General features: G+C 72.8%; 18 protein-coding genes. 7 read left to right on the top strand and 11 right to left on the bottom strand.

Annotated elements, in window-relative coordinates; genetic code table 11:
- Positions 1-3 precede the first annotated feature (3 nt).
- The 3 genes from OOJ91_RS27625 to OOJ91_RS27615 form a co-directional block, all read right to left on the bottom strand.
- Complete coding sequence (locus OOJ91_RS27625; RefSeq protein WP_266249522.1) at positions 4-1179, bottom strand: cysteine desulfurase family protein; 1176 nt, start codon at positions 1177-1179, stop codon at positions 4-6.
- 113 nt (positions 1180-1292) lie between these two features.
- Positions 1293-1952, bottom strand: coding sequence for a class F sortase (locus OOJ91_RS27620; RefSeq protein WP_266249520.1), 660 nt, complete (start codon positions 1950-1952; stop codon positions 1293-1295).
- Entirely contained in the window at positions 1949-2779 is an 831-nt protein-coding gene (locus OOJ91_RS27615; RefSeq protein WP_266249518.1) for a DUF4397 domain-containing protein, read from the bottom strand. The genes OOJ91_RS27620 and OOJ91_RS27615 overlap by 4 nt, the downstream gene beginning before the upstream one ends.
- 229 nt (positions 2780-3008) lie before the next feature.
- On the opposite strand from OOJ91_RS27615, the gene OOJ91_RS27610 reads away from it, so the two are divergent.
- Complete coding sequence (locus OOJ91_RS27610) at positions 3009-3611, top strand: RNA polymerase sigma factor (protein WP_266249516.1); 603 nt, start codon at positions 3009-3011, stop codon at positions 3609-3611.
- Positions 3565-4521: an anti-sigma factor gene (locus tag OOJ91_RS27605; RefSeq protein WP_266249514.1), complete on the top strand. Its 957-nt coding sequence runs from the start codon at positions 3565-3567 to the stop codon at positions 4519-4521. The genes OOJ91_RS27610 and OOJ91_RS27605 overlap by 47 nt, the downstream gene beginning before the upstream one ends.
- A 93-nt stretch (positions 4522-4614) precedes the next feature.
- Here OOJ91_RS27605 and OOJ91_RS27600 read toward each other — a convergent pair whose 3' ends face one another.
- The 4 genes from OOJ91_RS27600 to OOJ91_RS27585 form a co-directional block, all read right to left on the bottom strand.
- A complete protein-coding gene (locus OOJ91_RS27600) occupies positions 4615-5574 on the bottom strand; it encodes an electron transfer flavoprotein subunit alpha/FixB family protein (protein ID WP_266249510.1) in 960 nt (319 codons plus the stop codon).
- Positions 5575-5588: 14 nt separating this feature from the next.
- Positions 5589-6368: an electron transfer flavoprotein subunit beta/FixA family protein gene (locus tag OOJ91_RS27595; RefSeq protein WP_266249507.1), complete on the bottom strand. Its 780-nt coding sequence runs from the start codon at positions 6366-6368 to the stop codon at positions 5589-5591.
- A gap of 177 nt (positions 6369-6545) precedes the next feature.
- On the bottom strand, positions 6546-6959 hold the full coding sequence (locus tag OOJ91_RS27590) for a hypothetical protein (protein WP_266249505.1): 414 nt from the start codon (positions 6957-6959) through the stop codon (positions 6546-6548).
- Positions 6956-7753 carry a GNAT family N-acetyltransferase gene (locus OOJ91_RS27585; RefSeq protein ID WP_266249502.1) on the bottom strand — a complete coding sequence of 266 codons (798 nt, stop codon included), beginning with the start codon at positions 7751-7753 and terminating at the stop codon, positions 6956-6958. Before OOJ91_RS27585 ends, OOJ91_RS27590 begins: the two co-directional genes overlap by 4 nt.
- A 42-nt stretch (positions 7754-7795) precedes the next feature.
- Here OOJ91_RS27585 and OOJ91_RS27580 point away from each other — a divergent pair, with 42 nt between their 5' ends.
- From OOJ91_RS27580 to OOJ91_RS27565, 4 genes are read left to right on the top strand one after another with little or no spacing between them, the layout of a single operon-like run.
- Positions 7796-8188: a YidH family protein gene (locus OOJ91_RS27580; RefSeq protein ID WP_266249499.1), complete on the top strand. Its 393-nt coding sequence runs from the start codon at positions 7796-7798 to the stop codon at positions 8186-8188.
- The gene (locus OOJ91_RS27575) at positions 8185-8490 is read left to right on the top strand and encodes a DUF202 domain-containing protein (protein ID WP_266249496.1); all 306 of its coding nucleotides are present in this window, start codon (positions 8185-8187) and stop codon (positions 8488-8490) included. Before OOJ91_RS27580 ends, OOJ91_RS27575 begins: the two co-directional genes overlap by 4 nt.
- Positions 8491-8517: 27 nt before the next feature.
- Complete coding sequence (locus OOJ91_RS27570; RefSeq protein WP_266249495.1) at positions 8518-8934, top strand: PLD nuclease N-terminal domain-containing protein; 417 nt, start codon at positions 8518-8520, stop codon at positions 8932-8934.
- The gene (locus OOJ91_RS27565; protein WP_266249493.1) at positions 8931-12263 is read left to right on the top strand and encodes a BTAD domain-containing putative transcriptional regulator; all 3333 of its coding nucleotides are present in this window, start codon (positions 8931-8933) and stop codon (positions 12261-12263) included. Before OOJ91_RS27570 ends, OOJ91_RS27565 begins: the two co-directional genes overlap by 4 nt.
- Here the strand turns inward: OOJ91_RS27565 and OOJ91_RS27560 are convergent.
- The 4 genes from OOJ91_RS27560 to OOJ91_RS27545 all read right to left on the bottom strand — a co-directional run bounded on the left by OOJ91_RS27560 (position 12247) and on the right by OOJ91_RS27545 (position 16684).
- Entirely contained in the window at positions 12247-13056 is an 810-nt protein-coding gene (locus OOJ91_RS27560; protein ID WP_266249490.1) for an ABC transporter permease, read from the bottom strand. The genes OOJ91_RS27565 and OOJ91_RS27560 overlap by 17 nt on opposite strands.
- The gene (locus tag OOJ91_RS27555) at positions 13053-14024 is read right to left on the bottom strand and encodes an ATP-binding cassette domain-containing protein (protein WP_266249488.1); all 972 of its coding nucleotides are present in this window, start codon (positions 14022-14024) and stop codon (positions 13053-13055) included. Before OOJ91_RS27555 ends, OOJ91_RS27560 begins: the two co-directional genes overlap by 4 nt.
- A gap of 170 nt (positions 14025-14194) precedes the next feature.
- Positions 14195-15817: an acetolactate synthase gene (locus tag OOJ91_RS27550; RefSeq protein ID WP_266249485.1), complete on the bottom strand. Its 1623-nt coding sequence runs from the start codon at positions 15815-15817 to the stop codon at positions 14195-14197.
- A 93-nt stretch (positions 15818-15910) separates the two neighbouring features.
- Positions 15911-16684, bottom strand: a complete 774-nt coding sequence (locus tag OOJ91_RS27545) for an enoyl-CoA hydratase/isomerase family protein (protein ID WP_266249483.1) — start codon at positions 16682-16684, stop codon at positions 15911-15913.
- A 98-nt stretch (positions 16685-16782) separates the two neighbouring features.
- Between OOJ91_RS27545 and OOJ91_RS27540 the strand changes: the two genes are divergently transcribed.
- Positions 16783-17262: a DUF6232 family protein gene (locus tag OOJ91_RS27540; protein WP_266249481.1), complete on the top strand. Its 480-nt coding sequence runs from the start codon at positions 16783-16785 to the stop codon at positions 17260-17262.
- Positions 17263-17320 lie beyond the last annotated feature (58 nt).

Below are 17320 nucleotides of genomic sequence, written 5' to 3'. Positions count from 1 at the left end.
GGGTTAGCGGGGGGTGCGGGGGGCCGCTGCGCGGCGGGCGCGTTCCACGGCTGCCGGTAGGGCCGCGACGAGGGCGTCCACGTCGGCCTGGCTGCTGGTGTGGCCGAGGGTGAAACGCAGCGAGGAACGGGCGCGGTCGTCGTCGGCGCCCATCGCCAGCAGCACGTGCGAGGGCTGGGCCACCCCCGCGGAGCAGGCCGAACCCGTCGAGCAGGCGATGCCCTGGGCGTCCAGCAGGAGCAGCAGGGCGTCGCCCTCGCAGCCCGGGAAGGAGAAGTGCGCGTTGCCGGGCAGCCGGTCGGTCGGATCACCGTTGTAGATCACCTCGGGCACCGCCCGGCGGACCCGCTCGATCAGGTCGTCGCGGAGCGCGGCCACCCGGGCCGCGTACTCCTGCTGGCCCTTCACCGCCGACTCGACGGCGACCGCGAAGGCGACGATGCCTGCGGTGTCCAGCGTGCCGGAACGGACGTCGCGTTCCTGGCCGCCACCGTGCAGCAGCGGTACGGCCGCGACGTCCCGGCCGAGCAGCAGCGCGCCCACCCCGGTAGGACCGCCCAGCTTGTGCCCGGTGACGGTGAGCGCGGCGGCCCCGCTGGCGGCGAAGTCGACGGGCACCTGCCCGACGGCCTGGATGGCGTCGGTGTGGAAGGGCACGCCGTGCTCGGCGGCGACGGCGGCCAGCTCGGCCACCGGCTGCACGGTGCCGACCTCGTTGTTGGCCCACATCGCGGTGACCACTGCCACCCGGTCGGCGTGCGCGGTCAGCTCGGCACGCAGGTCCTCCGGGTCGAGACGGCCCGCGGAGTCCACCGGCAGCCAGCCGACCTCGGCGCTCTCGTGCTCGACCAGCCAGTCGACCGAGTCCAGCACGGCGTGGTGCTCGACGGCGCTGGAGATGACCCGTCGGCGGTCGGGGCCGGCGCCCCGGCGGGCCCAGAAGATGCCCTTGACCGCGAGGTTGTCGCTCTCCGTGCCCCCACCGGTGAAAATCACCTCGGACGGCCGGGCGCCCAGCACCGCGGCCACCCGCTCGCGCGACTCCTCGACCCGACGACGGGCACGACGACCAGCCGCGTGCAGGGAGGACGCGTTGCCGACCTCGCGGGCGGTAGCGACGTACGCCTCCAGTGCCTCATCGAGCATCGGAGTCGTCGCCGCGTGATCCAGGTAAGCCATCACCGTTCAGCGTACGGCCGAGGGGTCGGGAGCCGAATGCCGGAGGGGACCCCGACGTCTGCGGGACGCGGGCCGGGGCGGGCAGAGGGCTCCGCCCACCCCGGAGCGCCCGGTCAGGCGGGCACCGCCGTGACGACGATGTTGTCGCGGTACTTGCGGGCCTTGGCGTCGAACGGCCCGCCGCAGGTGATCAGAGTCAGTCGCGGCTTGCCGTCGCGGGCGAAGTACCGCTCCAGCGGGATCTTGGTCTTGGCGTACTCCTCCCGGGCGACCACCCGGTACTTCCGTGCCTTGCCGTCGCTGCCGGTCGCGGTCAGGGTGTCGCCCTGGTCCAGCTCGCGAAGCCGGAAGAACGCACCCCTGCCCTGCTTGGCGCTGTCCACGTGACCGGCGATGACCACCGATCCGGCGCCCGTCTCCAGGCCGGGGCCGTAGCGGTACCAGCCGATCTCGTCGACGCTCGGCGGCACCTCGAACTCGTTGGTCCGCTCGTTGATGCCTACCGCGTTCACCGTGGCGGTGACGTCGATCTCGGGGATCACCAGCCGGACCGGAGGGACGATCCGGACGCCGGCGGGCAGCTCACCGGCGGTCACCGGCACCGAGGGGTCACCCCCGACGGCCGAGGGGGTCGCGCTGGCGGCCAGCGTGCTCGCCTCCTCGACGCCGACGTTCTCCGCCGGCTGGGAGTTGCACGCCACCAGGGTGGCGACGGTGAGCGCGGCAACGCCGGCGGCCAGGGCCGCCAGCGCGCCGCGGTTGCGCACCGTCACTTGCGACCGGTCCGCGCGGTCGCCATCCGCACCCCACCACCGAGCAGCAGGAGTACGCCGGCACCGGTCAGCGCGTACCACCAGGTCTGCACGCCGGTGCCTGCCTGGCCACCGTCACCGCTCGGCACGCCGCCCGGGGCGGAGTGCAGACCGGTGATCGTCTGGGCCACCACGTCGAGGGACTTGCCCTCGGCGGAGCCGATCGCGTAGACGATCGTCGCGGTGCCCTCCTTGAGGTTGAGGTCGGCCGGGCCGATGGCCACGGTGTCGGTGCCGGCAAGCACCACGTCCGCCTTCACCGTGCCGGCGTCGACGTCGCCCTTGGCCTCCTTGGGGTTCGTCAGGCCCTTGAAGACAGGGGTGCCACCGGCACGCACGTCGACCGCCGGGGCGGCAGCGGTGTGCCGCACGATCAGCCGGGCCTTGCCGGCGTCGACCTTCGAGACGTCGTTCACGAACGGCGTGATCTTCGGCTTGCCGGCGGCGTCGAGGTGCGCAGCGATGCTGATGTTCGCCCCGCCCGGCACCTTGGCGTTGTCGACCTTGAGGATCGCGCTGCCGACCGGCTCGCCCGGCTTGGTGAGGGCGATGTCGTACTCGCCCTCGGCCAGGTTCAGCGGGCCGGCCACGTCACCGGGCTTGAAGTTGTCGAGCGTCTTCTTGCCGTTGACGTAGACGTCGACAGGGGTGTCCGGGATGCCGTGCACGACCGAGACCTTCGAGGTGGCGGCGTACGCGGGGGTGGCGGTGAACGCGGCGACGCCGGCGAAGGCCAACGCGGCGACGGCGCCGCCCGCGGCGACCCGACGGAAGTACGAGAGCTGCATGTCTGCCTCCTGGTGATTGGTGCTGATTCGTCAGGCCTGGCTTGCAGAACGGGTTACGCCGGCTCCGCGACGGGTGGATGCGCCCTCGACGCGATTTCTTTTCCGGTCACGACCGCATCCGGACCGGGCCCGACAGACGAAGAGCTGGTGAGATGACATCGACCGGGAGAGTGGGGCGGAGGCTGTGGCAGCTACAGTCGGGCATGCCCCATCGAAGGCTGGCCGCCCGATGACGGCGTTACCGCAGCAACCGGACCCACCGGTGGACGACCTGGCGTCCCAGTTCCGGTCCGGCGACGAGGTGGCGCTGCGCGAGGCGTACGACCGCTACGGCCGCGCTGTGCTCCACCTGGCCACGTCAATGCTGGCCAACCGCGCCGACGCCGAGGACGTGACCCAGGCGACGTTCGTGGCCGCCTGGCTGGGACGGGACACCTTCGATCCGGCCAAGGGCTCGTTGATCGGCTGGCTGCTCGGCATCGGCCGACGCAAGGTGATCGACCGGATGCGGGCCACGGCGCGGGAGACCCGCGTGGTGGAGACGGTCCGACAGTTGCCCGAGCAGGTGCAGACCGCGCCGGACCCGGACCGGGTGGTGGACCGGCTGGTGATCGCGGACGAGCTGGCACGCCTGCCCGACGACCAGCGACGCATGCTGGAGCTGGCCTTCTACGACGACCTGACACACCAGCAGATAGCCGCGGTGACAGGGGTGCCGCTGGGCACCGTGAAGAGTCACATCCGACGCGGCATGGCGAGCTTGAAACGCAGATGGGAGGTGGACGGTGCAGCACCTGGAGCACGAGCGGCTGGTTTTTCTGGCGCTCGGTGAGAGCGATGCGGACGACGGGGAGAGCACCCACCTCGACACCTGCGCGCACTGCCGCACGGAGCTGACGGCCCTGCGGCAGGTGGCCGGGCTCGGCGTGGAGACGCAGGGCCTGGGAGACCTGCCCGACCCGCCGGACCACATCTGGCAGGGCATCGCCGCCGAGATCGGGGCGGCCGAGGCCGTACCGTCGCTGACCGAGGCCCGCCGCCAGCAGGCCGCCGCCCAGACGACGACCGGGCCGGCGACGACCGGGCCGGCGACGACCGGGCCGGCGACGACCGGGCCGGCGACGACCGGGCCGGCGACGACCGGGCCGGCGACGACCGGGCCGGCGACGACGGTCGGGCCGACGACGGTCGGGCCGGCGACGACCGGGCAGCGGCCGGGCGGCTCGCCGGCCGGGCCTTCGGGGCCCGGTGTGGCGGGCCCCGGGGCGGGCCGCAGGTCACCGGCCCGTCGGCGTACCGGCTGGTCGCGCTGGGCGGCCACCGCGGTGACCGCCGTCGCGGCGGCGGCGATCGGCGTGGTGGGCACGGTCTCGGTGCTGCGTCCGGACGAGCCGGCGCCCGCTCCGACGCCCGCGGTGCTGGCCAGCGCGCCGCTGGCGGCGTTCGGCTCGACGCCGAAGTCCGCCCAGGGTGACGCGCGGGTTCTGCAGAGCGGCCAACTGCATCTGCATGTGGCGAATCTCCCGCGCGTGCCGGGGTACTACGAGGTCTGGCTCATCAACCCGACGAACATGGAGATGTTCTCGATCGGCACCCTCGGTGGCGACTCGGACGCTGTGTTGCCCCTGCCCCCGAACGTCGACCTCAAGAGCTACTCGGTGGTCGACGTCTCCGCCGAGCAGTACGACAACAACACCCGCCACTCCGGCGACAGCCTGTTGAGGGGCACCCTGACGGGCTGATCGGCGGGCCGGCTCAGCTCCCCGGCCCGCCGATCAGCTCCCCACGAAAAAGTGGCCGCCCGGCGACGGGCGGCCACTTTCTCTGTCACGCGGTCACTTGCGCTTGCGGATCTCCTCGGCGGCCTGCGGGACGATCTTGAACAGGTCGCCCACCACGCCGAAGTCGGCAAGCTCGAAGATCGGGGCCTCGCCGTCCTTGTTGACGGCGACGATCGTCTTCGAGGTCTGCATGCCGGCCCGGTGCTGAATGGCGCCGGAGATGCCGAGCGCGACGTAGAGCTGCGGGGAGACCGTCTTGCCGGTCTGGCCCACCTGGAACTGGTGCGGGTAGAAGCCTGAGTCGACAGCCGCGCGGGACGCGCCGACGGCGCCGCCGAGCAGGTCTGCCAGCTCCTCGACCAGCTTGAAGTTGTCGGCGTTGCCGACACCTCGACCACCGGAGACGACCACGCCGGCCTCGGTCAGCTCGGGGCGGGAGCCCTTCTGCTCGGCGACCCGCTCGACGACGGTGGCCAGCTTGTCGGTGTCGGTGACCGACACGGTGAGCTGCTCGATCGCCGGGCTCGCGGCGGCCGGGGCCGGGGTGACCGAGTTGGGCCGGACGGTGACCAGCGGCAGGCCCTTGGTGACCTTGGACTTGACGATCGTCGAGCCGGCGAAGGCGACCTGGGTGGCGGTGCCGTCGGCGTCCAGGCCGACCACATCGGTCAGGATGCCGTTGTCGAGCTTGACGGCGAGCCGGGCGGCGATCTCCTTGCCCTCCTGGGCCGACGCCAGCAGCACGGCGGACGGCTGCACCCGCTTGACCAGCTCGGCCAGCACGGTGGCCTTGGGAGCCACCAGGTAGCCGTCGATCTCGTCACCCTCGGCGGCGTAGATCTTCTCCGCGCCGTACTCGCCCAGCTTGGCGCTCAGCGCCTGGGCGGCGCCGGCGCCACCGAGCACCACGGCGCTCGGGGTGCCCAGCTCGCGGGCGAGGGTGAGCATCTCCAGGGTGACCTTCTTGACGCCGAATTCCTTGGTGGCTTCGACGACGACGAGAACCTCAGACATGTCCAGACCCGCTCTCACACGAACTTTTCGGTGGCGAGGAACTCGACCAGCTTGACGCCGCCCTCGCCCTCATCGGTGATCTTGGCGCCGCCGGAACGCGGCGGGCGCTTGGTGTGCTCGACGACGGCGCTTGTCGCACCGTCGAAGCCCACCTCGGTCGGCGCGACGCCGAGGTCAGCCAGGGAGAACGTCTGCACCGGCTTCTTCTTGGCGGCCATGATGCCCTTGAACGAGGGGTAGCGCGGCTCGTTGATGGTGTCCCACACGGAGACCACGGCCGGGGTGGAGGCGGTGACGACCTCGTAGCCCTCCTCGGTCTGCCGCTCGACGGTGAGCGTGGCGCCGTCGACGGTGAGCTTGCGGGCGCCGGTGAGCGCCGCGACGCCGAGGCGCTCGGCGATCATGTGCGGCAGGACCTGGACCCGGCCGTCGGTGGACTCGGCGCCACAGATCACCAGGTCGGCGTTCAACTGACCGAGGGCGGCGGCGAGCACCTTCGAGGTGGCCACGGCGCAGGAACCGTGCAGGGCGTCGTCCAGCACGTGCACGGCCTTGTCGGGGCCCATGGAGAGCGCCTTGCGGATCGACTCGGTCGCCCGGTCCGGACCCATGGTCAGGATGGTGACCTCGCCACCGTGCGCTTCCTTGATCTTCAGCGCCTCCTCGATGGCGTACTCGTCCATCTCGTTGATCACGTTGTTCGCCGAACCGCGGTCGACGGTGTTGTCGTCATTGCGCAGGTTGCGGTCCGCGCCCGAATCAGGCACCTGCTTGACGAGTACGACGATGTTCATCGCGCTTCGACGACCCTCCTGTGTGGTGTTGCGACTGGCTCGCCCGGTCTGGGCCGCAGCCTCGCGCGTCGGTCGACGCCAGGTCAACCGTGAGCTGTTGTGCAGTTGCCCACGAGCGCAATGTTACCTGCCAGTAGGTTGCGGCTCCCGGGCACGGAGAGTGACACAGCTCACCCGTCAGGCCGGCTCGGCCAACGCATCCCGGATCTGGTCGATGGCGGCGGCCTCCGCCGCAGCCACACCGTCGTGCGCGCGGGCCACCCGGTCCGCCGCGGTCAGCACCACCGACCGGTACGCCTCGACGTCGCCCGGCGACTTCTCCCGCAGGATCCGGACCGCCCGGCCGAGCGCCGGCAACACCACCGACTCGATCTCCAACTGGGAGTCCCGGGGCAGCCGGGGCAGGGGACCTGTGGTCAGCGCCTCCTTGACCACTCCACTGGCGTCGGCCAACGCGCCGGAGGCGGCGACGCTCTCCCGGATCACGCCCAGCATCCCCGGGTCGGCGTTCGAGACCAGGAAGACCGCGCCGAAGGCGCCCGTCTTGAGGGTCAAGCGCTCCTCGTCCGTCAACCGCTGCTCCATGATCACGGAGTGTAGACGTACGGGGTGGTGGTGGTGACCGGGACGAGGCCGAGCCGCTGCAGGATCGGCCGACTGTCCTCGGAACAGTCGACCTGCATGAGCGTGCGACCCCGCTGCTCCGCCAACCGCGCCCGGTAGTTGACAAGCGCCCGGTAGATGCCCCGGTGCCGCCACTGCGGCAGGGTCGAGCCGCCCCACAGGGTGGCGAAGCCGGTGTTCGCCGGGAACCGCACCCAGCCGGCGCTCACCACGGTGTCGTCCGCCTCGGCCACCACGACCGTGATCGAGTTGGGGTCGGCGTCGATCTCCTTGGCCAGCCCCCACACCAGGTGCGAGCGGTCCTCCTGCCAGACCTCCTCCTCCATGGCGGCGATCCGCTCCAGGTCGGCGCGGGACGTCACCTCACGCAGGCGTACCCCCTCGGGGACGACGGGCAGCGCGGCGGCAAGCGGCGCGACCGGCCCGACCACGACTGTCTCCCGGTCCTCCGGCACGAAGCCGGCGGCGCGTAGCCGGTCCGCCAGGTCCGCCGGCTCGTCGTGCTCGTTGAGCTTCCACTCGACCGACTGGCCGCGCTCGCGGAACAGCGCCACCTGCCGGGCGATCAGCTCGTCAAGCGCGTCGCCGGTCAACCCGCCCAGGTCGCGGTAGGTGAGGAACCCGCCGGCGTCGAGCCCGATGATCCGGACCAGCGGCCCGTCCCGCTCCACAGTCACCCCGGCCGGGATCGGGTCGGGGATCTCCGGGCGGAGCTGGTTGTCGTAGGCGGTGCGCAGCGTGGTCACATCAAGATCCGTCACCACACCAGGCTAAGGCCCTGGGGAAGCGGATAATCTCCCAGCATGTGGGAGGCGATCAGGCGGTGGTTCGACCCGGCCGAGGCGCGCGCGGTCGGTGAGACGCCGGACTACCGGTTCTCGCTGGCCAACGAGCGGACCTTCCTGGCCTGGTTGCGCACCAGCCTGGCGCTTGTCGGTGGCGGGCTGGCCGCCGCGCAGTTCCTTCCGCAACTGCCGATGAGTCACCTGCGGGAGGTCATCGCGGTCGCGCTGCTGCTGCTCGGCGGCGCCGTCGCGATCCGCGCGGTGGACCACTGGGCGCGTACCGAACGGGCCATCCGGCTCGGTCAGGAGCTGCCCGCCTCCCGCTTTCCCGCCGTCCTCGCCCTCGCCGTGGGCGTCGGCGCGGTGCTACTGGTCATCGCGGTGCTGGCGCGGGCGATCGGCGGACGGTGAGCGCCGGGCGCGATCCCGGGCTGCAACCGGAGCGGACCCGGCTGGCCTGGCGACGCACCCTGCTGACGCTCACCGTGGTGACCGCGCTCGCCGTCCGGTTGGCGTCGAACGGCGGCCCGTTCGGAGCGCTTGTCGCCGGTGCGGCAGTCCTGGTCTGGGGCGGCGCGCTCGTGCTCTGCTGGCCCCGGAGCACCGGCACCGGGACGGCCCGCACCGGCGGCCGGACGTTACCGCTGGTCGCGCTGGGCACCGTCGGGCTCGCGGTGCTCGGCGTGCTGGTGACGGTTCGCGGACTGTGGTGACGCGACGCGGTGCGCCATGATGGGTGCATGGCCCGGCTGTACGTTCTCCTCTTCCTGGTGCAGATTGTCCTCGCCGTCTGCGCGCTGATCAGTTGCCTCTCCGCCGAGGAGGGCCAGATCCGCGCCCTGCCCCGGATCGCCTGGGTGCTGATCATCCTGTTCTTCCCCCTGGTCGGGTCGATCGCCTGGTTCGTCGCCGGACGGGAGCCCGACCCCGCGACGCGCAGGGCGTGGCCGGCCGGCGGCGGCTCCACCGAACGGCAGCCGCGCCGCCCGCTCGCTCCCGACGACGACCCGGAGTTCCTCCGCTCCGTGCAGGACCGCTCCCGCCAGCAGGACCAGGAACTCTTCCGCCGTTGGGAGGAGGACCTGCGTCGGCGTGAGGACGACCTGCGCCGCCGCGACGGTGAGCCGCCCCGTGAGGGTGACCGGCCGGAGGTGTGAACAGCAGCCCGGCCGCGCCGGTGCCGGCGTACGGCCCGGCGGGCGGCACAATCGGCGGAGTGCAGATCAGCCTGCTCGGCCCGTTGCAGGTCCGGGTCGATCCGACGACGACTATCGAGATCCACGGTGCGCGGCTGCGCCGGCTGCTGATCCTGCTGGCCCTGGCGCCCGGCCGGGTGATGAGCGTCGCGCACCTGGTCGACGCCCTCTGGGAGGACGAGCCGCCGGCCGCCGCGGGTAACGCGCTCCAGGCGCTGGTCTCCCGGCTCCGCCGGGCCGTGCCCGGGCTCGGAGTCGACGCGCGTCCCGGCGGATACCAGCTCACAGTCGACCCGGAGGCCGTCGACCTGCACCGGTTCGAGGCCGCTGTGCTCGCCGGCCGGGCGCTGCTGCCCGCCGACCCGGGAGCCGCCCGCAAGCTGCTCGACGAGGCGCTCGCGCTGTGGCGCGGGTCAGCGCTGGCCGACGTGGCCGACGCCCCGTTCGCCCGCGCCCCGCTGGCCCGGCTGGACGAGCTGCGGCTCACCGCCACCGAGGAGCTGATCGAGGCCCGTTCGGCGCTCGAGGATCCCGCGCACCTGGTGCCGTGGCTGCGGGAGCTGGTCACCGTCCACCCGCTGCGGGAGCGGCTGGCCGGCCAGCTGATCCGCACCCTGCACCGGGCGGGCCGCCCGTCCGAGGCGCTCGCCGCGTACGAGCGGCTCCGCACCGACCTTGCCGACACGCTCGGCGCCGATCCCGGTCCGGAGCTGGCCGCCCTGCACCTGGCGGTGCTGCGCGGTCAACGGGTCGACCCCGCCCCGTCCGACGCCGACACCGCGCCCCGCAGCGCGCCCGCACCCTCGGCGGCGGCCCGAGGCCAGGGCGCCCTGCCGACGGCGTTGACAAGCTTCGTCGGCCGGGAAGCGGCAGTCGACCGGGTCGGCGCCCTGCTCGACCGCGCTCGGTTGGTGACCCTCACCGGGCCCGGGGGCGCCGGCAAGACCCGACTCGCGATCGAGTCCGCCCGCGAGGTGGCGGCGCGGTTCCCGGACGGGGTCTGGCTCGTCGAACTGGCACCGGTGACCGACCCGGCCGAGGTGCCACAGGCGCTGCTGGGCCCGCTCGGCCTCCGGGAGCAGGCGTTCTTCGCCGGCAGCCGGTCCCGGATCCCACCCGGGGAGGCCACCGAGCCGACCGTCCGGGCCATCGACGCGTTGGCCAGCCGACGAGCGCTGCTGGTCCTGGACAACTGCGAGCACCTGCTGGACGCCGCCGCCGAGTTGGCCGACCGGCTGCTCGCCGCCTGCCCGGGCGTACGGGTGCTGGTCACCAGCCGGGAGCCGCTGGGCATCACCGGCGAGGCGCTGCACCCCGTCGAGTCACTGGAGCAGCCGCCCATCGGGGCCGACCCGGTCACCGCGCTGACGTACCCGTCGGTGCGGCTCTTCGCCGACCGGGCCGCCGCGGTGCGACAGGACTTCCAGGTGGACGACCGCACGGTCGGGCCGGTGGTGAGCATCTGCCGGTCGCTTGACGGCATGCCGCTCGCCATCGAGCTGGCCGCCGCCCGGTTGCGCGCCATGACGGCCGAGCAGGTCGCGACCCGGCTGGACGATCGGTTCCGGCTGCTCACCGGCGGCAGCCGCACGGCGTTGCCCCGCCACCAGACGCTGCGCGCGGTGGTGGACTGGAGCTGGGACCTGCTCGACGAGGCCGACCGGGCGTTGTGGCGGCGACTCGCCGTCTTCACCGGCGGCGCGACGGCCGCCGCCGTGGAGCGGGTCTGCGGCGGCGGCGAACTGGCCGCGTCCGAGGTCCTCGACCGGCTCTTCGCCCTGGTGGAGAAGTCGCTGGTCATCGCCAGCGATGCCGGCGAACCGCGCTACCAGATGCTGGAGACGATCCGGGAGTACGGGCTCGACCGGCTGGGCGAGGCGGGTGAGGAGCAGCGGGTCCGGCGGGCACACGCCGACGAGTTCCTCCAGCTCGCCGAGCGGGCCGACCCGGAGCTGCGCGGCCGGGACCAGTTGCGCTGGGTCCGGTGGCTGCGCGCGGAGCACGACAATCTGCACGGCGCGCTGCGCTGGGCGATCGGGGCCGACGAGGTCACCCGGGCGGTCCGGTTGACAGGCGCGCTCGGGTGGTACTGGTGGTCGCGCGGCAACCGACTGGAGGGCGCGGACCTCGCCCGCGAGGTGCTCGCCCTGGCCGAGCGGCCCGTCGGACGGCCGGGCGGAGACGACGGCGCGCCGACCGCGACCGCGCTGGCCACCGCATACCTGGCCGGGGCGTTGAACACCCTGAGCGCCCACGCCGACTTCGAGACGGCCCAGGTGTGGATGGGCAGGACGGTGGCGCTTGCCGACGGCGGCGCCGACTCGCCCCTGCTGCGGATGGCCGGAGCGATGACCCTGATGTTCGACCCGGCGACGCAGGTGCAGGGGCTGGCCGCGCTGCGGAGGCTCTTCACCGACGAGGACCCGTGGGTGGCCGGGGCGGCCCGCATGATGCACGGGCACACCCAGCTCAACCTGGGCGTGCCGCCGGAGGGCGCGGCCGACGACTTCCGTGCCGCGTTGGAGCTGTTCAGCGGCGTCGGGGACCGGTGGGGCCTCTCCACCACGCGCTTCTCGCTCGCCGACCTGGCCGGTCGGACCGGCGACCGGGACTTCGCCATCGACCAGCTCCGCGCCGCCCTGAGCGACGTCGAGGAGCTGGGCGCCGCCGAGGACGTGCCGCAGATGCGGTCCCGACTGGCTCAGCTGTACTGGCAGGTGGGCGAGCACGAGCTGGCCCGTACGCTGCTCACCGAGGCGCAGGAGGAGGCCGAGCGGCTGGGCGCCGACGAGCCGCGGGCCGGAATCGCCGCCGTCTGGGCGGAGCTGCTGCGCGACTGCGGTGACTGGGAGCAGGCGGCCCACTGGGCGGACCGGGCCGCGGAGCTGGTCCGTCGGCGGAGCATCGCTCCGCAGTGGAGTGCCATGCTGGCCACCTCACTCGGGCACGTCGCCGCGGCCCAGGGGGAGCTGACGGTCGCCCGTACCCACCTGGACCAGGCCCTGGAGCTGGCGCTCGCCTCCGGCGACGCGCCGGTGGTCGCGATCACGCTTGTCGGTTACGCGGACCTCGCCCTGCGCAGCGGGCGGCCGGCCGTGGCGGCCACCGTGCTCGGCGCGGCCGACGGGGTACGCGGCGGCGACGACCAGGGCGCGCTTGACGCGATCCGGGTGGCGCTGGCCGCCCGCGCGGCGCTCGGCGAGTCGGAGTTCACCGAGGCGTACGCGGGCGGCCGGCGCGTCCGGTCGGACGGGGTGCCGGAGCTGCTGCGGGTCACACTCGACGCTTGAGACCGCGTACGGCCAGCGGCGCGAAGACCACCGCGATGCCGGCGCCCCAGAGCAGCGTCTGGAGCACCGGCCCGGCCACCGGCCCGCCGACGAGCAGCCCGCGCAGCGCGTCGGCCACCACTGTCACCGGGTTGACCTCCACCCAGTTCTGCAACCAGCCCGGCATCCGGTCGGTCGGCACGAAGATGTTGCTGGTGAAGGTCAACGGGAAGATCACCATGAAGCCGAAGATCTGCACCTTGTCGGGTTCGCTCACCAGCACCCCGACCAGCACCGAGATCCAGGACGCGGCAAGCGTGAACGCCAGCAGCAGCGCGAACGCCCCCACCACGCCGAGCACGCCGTTGCCGACCCGGAACCCGAGGATCGACCCGACGCCGAGCAGCAGCGCGATCGACCACGCCTGCTTGACGGTGTCGGCGAGGATCCGGCCGGCAAGCGGCGCCCACCTGGCGATGGGCAGCGCCCGCAGCCTGTCGAAGACGCCCTTGGTGAGGTCGTTGTTCAGCCCGAACCCCGTCGTCATCGTGGCGAAGAGGGCGTTCTGCACCATGATGCCGGGAAGCATGAAGGTGAGGTACTCGCCGGACGAGCCGGCGATTGCGGTGCCGAAGACGTAGGTGAACAGCAGCACGAACATCACCGGCTGGATGCTCAGGTCGAGCAGCTCCATCGGGTTGTGTTTGATCTGCACCAGGCTGCGCCAGGCCAGCGTGAAGGTGTGCCGCAGCCCGGCGGCGACGCCGAGTCGGCGGGCCGGGGCGAGCGCGGGGCTGAGGGTCACGGCGGTCATGCCGGGGTCCTTTCCAGATCGGTGTCGGCCGGGGCGTCCTCTGCCCGGTGGCCGGTCAGGGAGAGGAAGACCTCGTCCAGGCTGGCGCCGCGCAGCGCCAGCTCGGCGACCGGGATCTCGGCCGCGTCGAGGCGGCCCACCATGACGGGCAGCACGCGAGGATCGTTCACCGCGACGGTGACCGCGGTCTGCGCGACGTCGGGGGTCACGCCGGCCACCTCGCCGGCGATGGCGATCACTGTGGCGAGATCGGCGACGTCGACCGGGCGCACGGTGAGGGTCTGCCCGCCGGTCCTGGCCTTCAGCTCCTCCGGCGTGCCCTGGGCGATCACCCGCCCGTGGTCGACCACGGCGATCTCACCGGCGAGCTGGTCGGCCTCCTCCAGGTACTGGGTGGTGAGCAGCACCGTCACCCCGTCCGCGACAAGCGTGCGGACGATGTCCCACAGGTCGTTGCGGCTGCGCGGGTCCAGACCCGTGGTCGGCTCGTCGAGGAACAGCACCTGCGGCCGACCCACCAGGCTGGCGGCGAGGTCCAGGCGCCGCCGCATCCCGCCGGAGAACGTCTTCACGGCCCGGTCGGCGGCGTCGCTGAGCCCGAAGTCGTCGAGCAGTTGCCGGCCCCGCCGCTTGGCGTCGGCCCGACCGAGCCCGAGCAACCGCCCGATCAGCAGCAGGTTCTCCGCGCCGGTCAGGGTCTCGTCGACCGAGGCGTACTGGCCGGTGAGACCGATGAGCTGACGCACGCGGTGAGCGTCGCGGACCACGTCGAACCCGCCCACCGTGGCATGTCCCTCGTCGGCGCGCAGCAGGGTGGCGAGCACCCGTACCGCAGTGGTCTTGCCGGCGCCGTTCGGCCCGAGCAGACCGAAGACCGTCCCCGTGGGGACCGCCAGATCAACTCCGGCGAGGGCGGTGGTGGCGCCGAAACGCCGCACCAGACCCTCGGCGCGGATCGCGTGGTCCATCGCAACTCCTGTCGTCTGCGGGTGATGACACCACCATGGGCGACAGGGCTGACATCCCGCCGTTCCCGCGCTGACGTTACGACGGCCGACGCTGACATTCCGCCTATTTAGCTGCGGGAAGACGCCGCGCCGCCGCGCCCGCGAGGGGCGACGGCGGCGGCGGGTGCGACTCAGGCCAGGTTCGACGAGCGGGGGTACGCGTCGGTCGGGTCGGTGAGCACGTTCACCAGGTACGGCACTCCGGCGTCGAACGCCCGCTGCAGGGCCGGCTGAAGGTCGGCGGCCTTCGCGACCGTCTCCCCCGCGCCGCCAAGCGCGCTGACCACCGAGTCGTAGCGCAGCTCGGGCTGGAGGTCGGCGGCGACATCGTAGCCGTACATGGCCCGCATCGGGTGCTTCTCCAACCCCCAGATGCCGTTGTTGCCGACGACGATCACCACCGGCAGCTTCTGCCGGACCAGTGACTCGACGTCCATCAGCGAGAACCCGGCCGCGCCGTCGCCCATCAGCACGCAGATCTGCCGGTCCGGGTGGCTGACCCGGGCGCCCATCGCGTAACCCATGCCGGTGCCCAGGCAGCCGTACGGGCCCGGGTCCAGCCAGGTGCCGGGCTGCGCGGGCTCCAGGTACCGACCGGCGTACGAGACGAAGTCGCCGCCGTCACCGATGGTGATCGCGTCGGGGGCGAGCGCCCGGCGCAGCTCGCCGTAGACGCGGGCCGGCCGGATCGGGTCGGTCTCGGCGGCCATCTCGGCCGCGTCGCGGGCGCGGGCTGCGTCCTCGGCGGTGCGCAGGTCGGCGATCCAGTCGCTGTGGTCGGCCCGGTCACCGGCGTGGTCGGCAAGCGCGGAGAGGATCAGGCGCAGGTCACCGGCGGGGGCGACGGCCGGCTGCACGTGCGTGGCGCGCTGGCTTGGCGCGTCGACGATGTGCACCACCTTGGCGTCGCCGAAGTCACCGAAGCTGAGCCGGAAGTCAAGCGGCGTGCCGACGACGACGACGACGTCGGCGCCGGAGAGCGCGGCGCGGCGGGCCTTGGCGAAGGCGAGGGGGTGCTCCGGCGGCAGCGAGCCGCGGCCCATCCCGTTGGTGAAGACCGGCACCTGAAGCGCCTCGGCGGCCTCGCGCAGGGCGGCGACCGCGTCGCCCGCGTACACGTCCGAGCCGGCGATGATGACCGGCCGCTGCGCGCCGGCGATCAGGCTCGCGGCCCGGCCGACCTCGTCCGGGTCCGGTTCGACGGCGTCGACGCCGGACGGCGCGGGCAGGTCGGCGTCGGCGACCGAGAAGACAGTCTCCAGCGGGAAGTCCAGGAAGACCGGGCCCCGGTGCGGGGTGAGCGCGGCGGTGAGGGCGGCGTCCACCGCGCGCGGGATGTCGTCGGTGCTGAACACCGTCTCGGCGTGCTTGGTGACCGGGGCGACAAGCGGCAGGTGGTCCATCTCCTGGAGGCTGCCCGACCCCCAACGGAAGGCGGGCGCCCGGCCACCGAGCACCAGCACCGGGGAGGCGTTGAAGAAGGCGCTTGTCATGCCCGAGATGCCGTTGGTGACGCCGGGGCCGGCGGTGAGCACGGCGAGGCCGGGACGGCGCTGGAGCTTGGCCACCGCCTCGGCGGCGAAGACCGCGGACTGCTCGTGCCGGACGTCGTAGATCGGGAAGTCGGCCTTGTGCGCGGCGTCGTACAGCGGGAAGACGTGCCCGCCGGACAGCGTGAACATCTCCCGTACGCCGTGCGCGCGTAGTGCCGCGAGGGCCAGCTCTCCGCCGTGACCCTCGATCCGCTCCGTCATCGCCGCTCCTCTTCGTCGCTCATGATCGAAGCCCCACGCTACTGGCCGGTAGGCATAATGTGAACCGTTCTCGGTTCACCGCCGGACCGGGCGTCAGCGGCCGGTGAAGTCAGGCTTGCGCTTCTCGACGAACGCCGCCATGCCCTCGCGCCTGTCGTCTGTCGCGAACAGCGCCGCGAAGAGCTGGCTCTCCCACGCCAGGCCCGAGTTCAGATCCATGTCCAGGCCGCCGTCGACAGCCAGCTTCGCCGCGCGCAGCGCCTGCACAGGCCCCCTGAGGTACGGCGTGACGAGCGCGACTGCCGCGTCGTACACCTCGGCGGCCGGTACGACCCGGTCGGCCAGGCCGATCCGCAGCGCCTCCTGCGCGTCCACCATCCGCCCCGACATGATCAGGTCCTTCGCGCGCGCCGGCCCGACCAGGCGGGCCAGTCGCTGGGTGCCACCCGCGCCGGGGATGACGCCCAGCTTGATCTCCGGCTGACCGAGCTTGGCGTCCTCGGCAACCACCCGCCAGTCGCAGGCCAGCGCCAGCTCGCAGCCACCGCCGAGGGCATACCCGGTGATCGCCGCCACCACCGGCTTGGGGATCCGCGCGATCGCGCCGAGGGCGCTGGACAGGTTCGCGGCCCGCTCGGCCATGTCCACGTAGGACATCTCGGCCATCTGCTTGATGTCCGCCCCGGCGGCGAAGACCTTCTCCCCGCCGTACACGATGACGGCACGGACCTCGGGGTCGGCGGTGGCGGCCGTCGCGGCGGCGCGCAACTCCTCCTGCACCTGGGTGTTGAGCGCGTTCATCGGCGGCCGCTCCAGCCGGATCGTACCGATGCCGTCAGTGGTCTCCAGCCGAACGAACTCGCCCACGCTGCCCTCACTTCCTCGTCGAAGTCGCGTGCCAACCTTACGACCCGGCTCGTTGGGGTAAGTAGTGTGGTGTCAGCCCCGCGGGCGGGAGTCCAGCCATGATCACGTATTACGACGACAGGTCGGTGCAGGTCACCTCCACCGCCGTCCGGGTCGACGGCCGCAACTACTCGCTCGCCGAGATCACCATGGTCTGGCACCGCCGGGGCAGCCGCTCCTGGCGGGTGCTTGTCGGGCGGGGCGCGCTCGGCGCCGCGCTGGCCGGCCCGCTGGTCGCGGCCGTGCTCGGCATCGGCCTGGCCGTCTGGCTGCACCGCTCCCCCACCGTGACGATCGCGATCGTCGGCGCCTCGGTGCTGGTCGGGCTGGCCGTCGGCCCGGTCGCCGACTTCCTCTTCGAACACCTGGACCGCTCGTACGCCAGGGGCAGCCGGCACCTGGAGATCTGGGCACGCTGGCGGGGGCAACCGGTGCGGTTGCTGCAGACCGGCGACGCGCTGCGCTTCGGTCAGATCTACCGGGCGGTGCAGCGGGCGATGGAGCACACCCAGCCGGCCCGCCCCGCCGCCCGCCGCTGACCCTCACTTCGCCTCTCCGCCGCACGTGTGGGCGCTGCGGGTTTGCCTGGCGGTGGTT

Source organism: Micromonospora lupini (assembly GCF_026342015.1).
GTDB lineage: Bacteria > Actinomycetota > Actinomycetes > Mycobacteriales > Micromonosporaceae > Micromonospora > Micromonospora lupini_B.
Note: the sequence above shows the minus strand (reverse complement) of the source record. Positions and strands in the feature narration are given on the sequence as shown.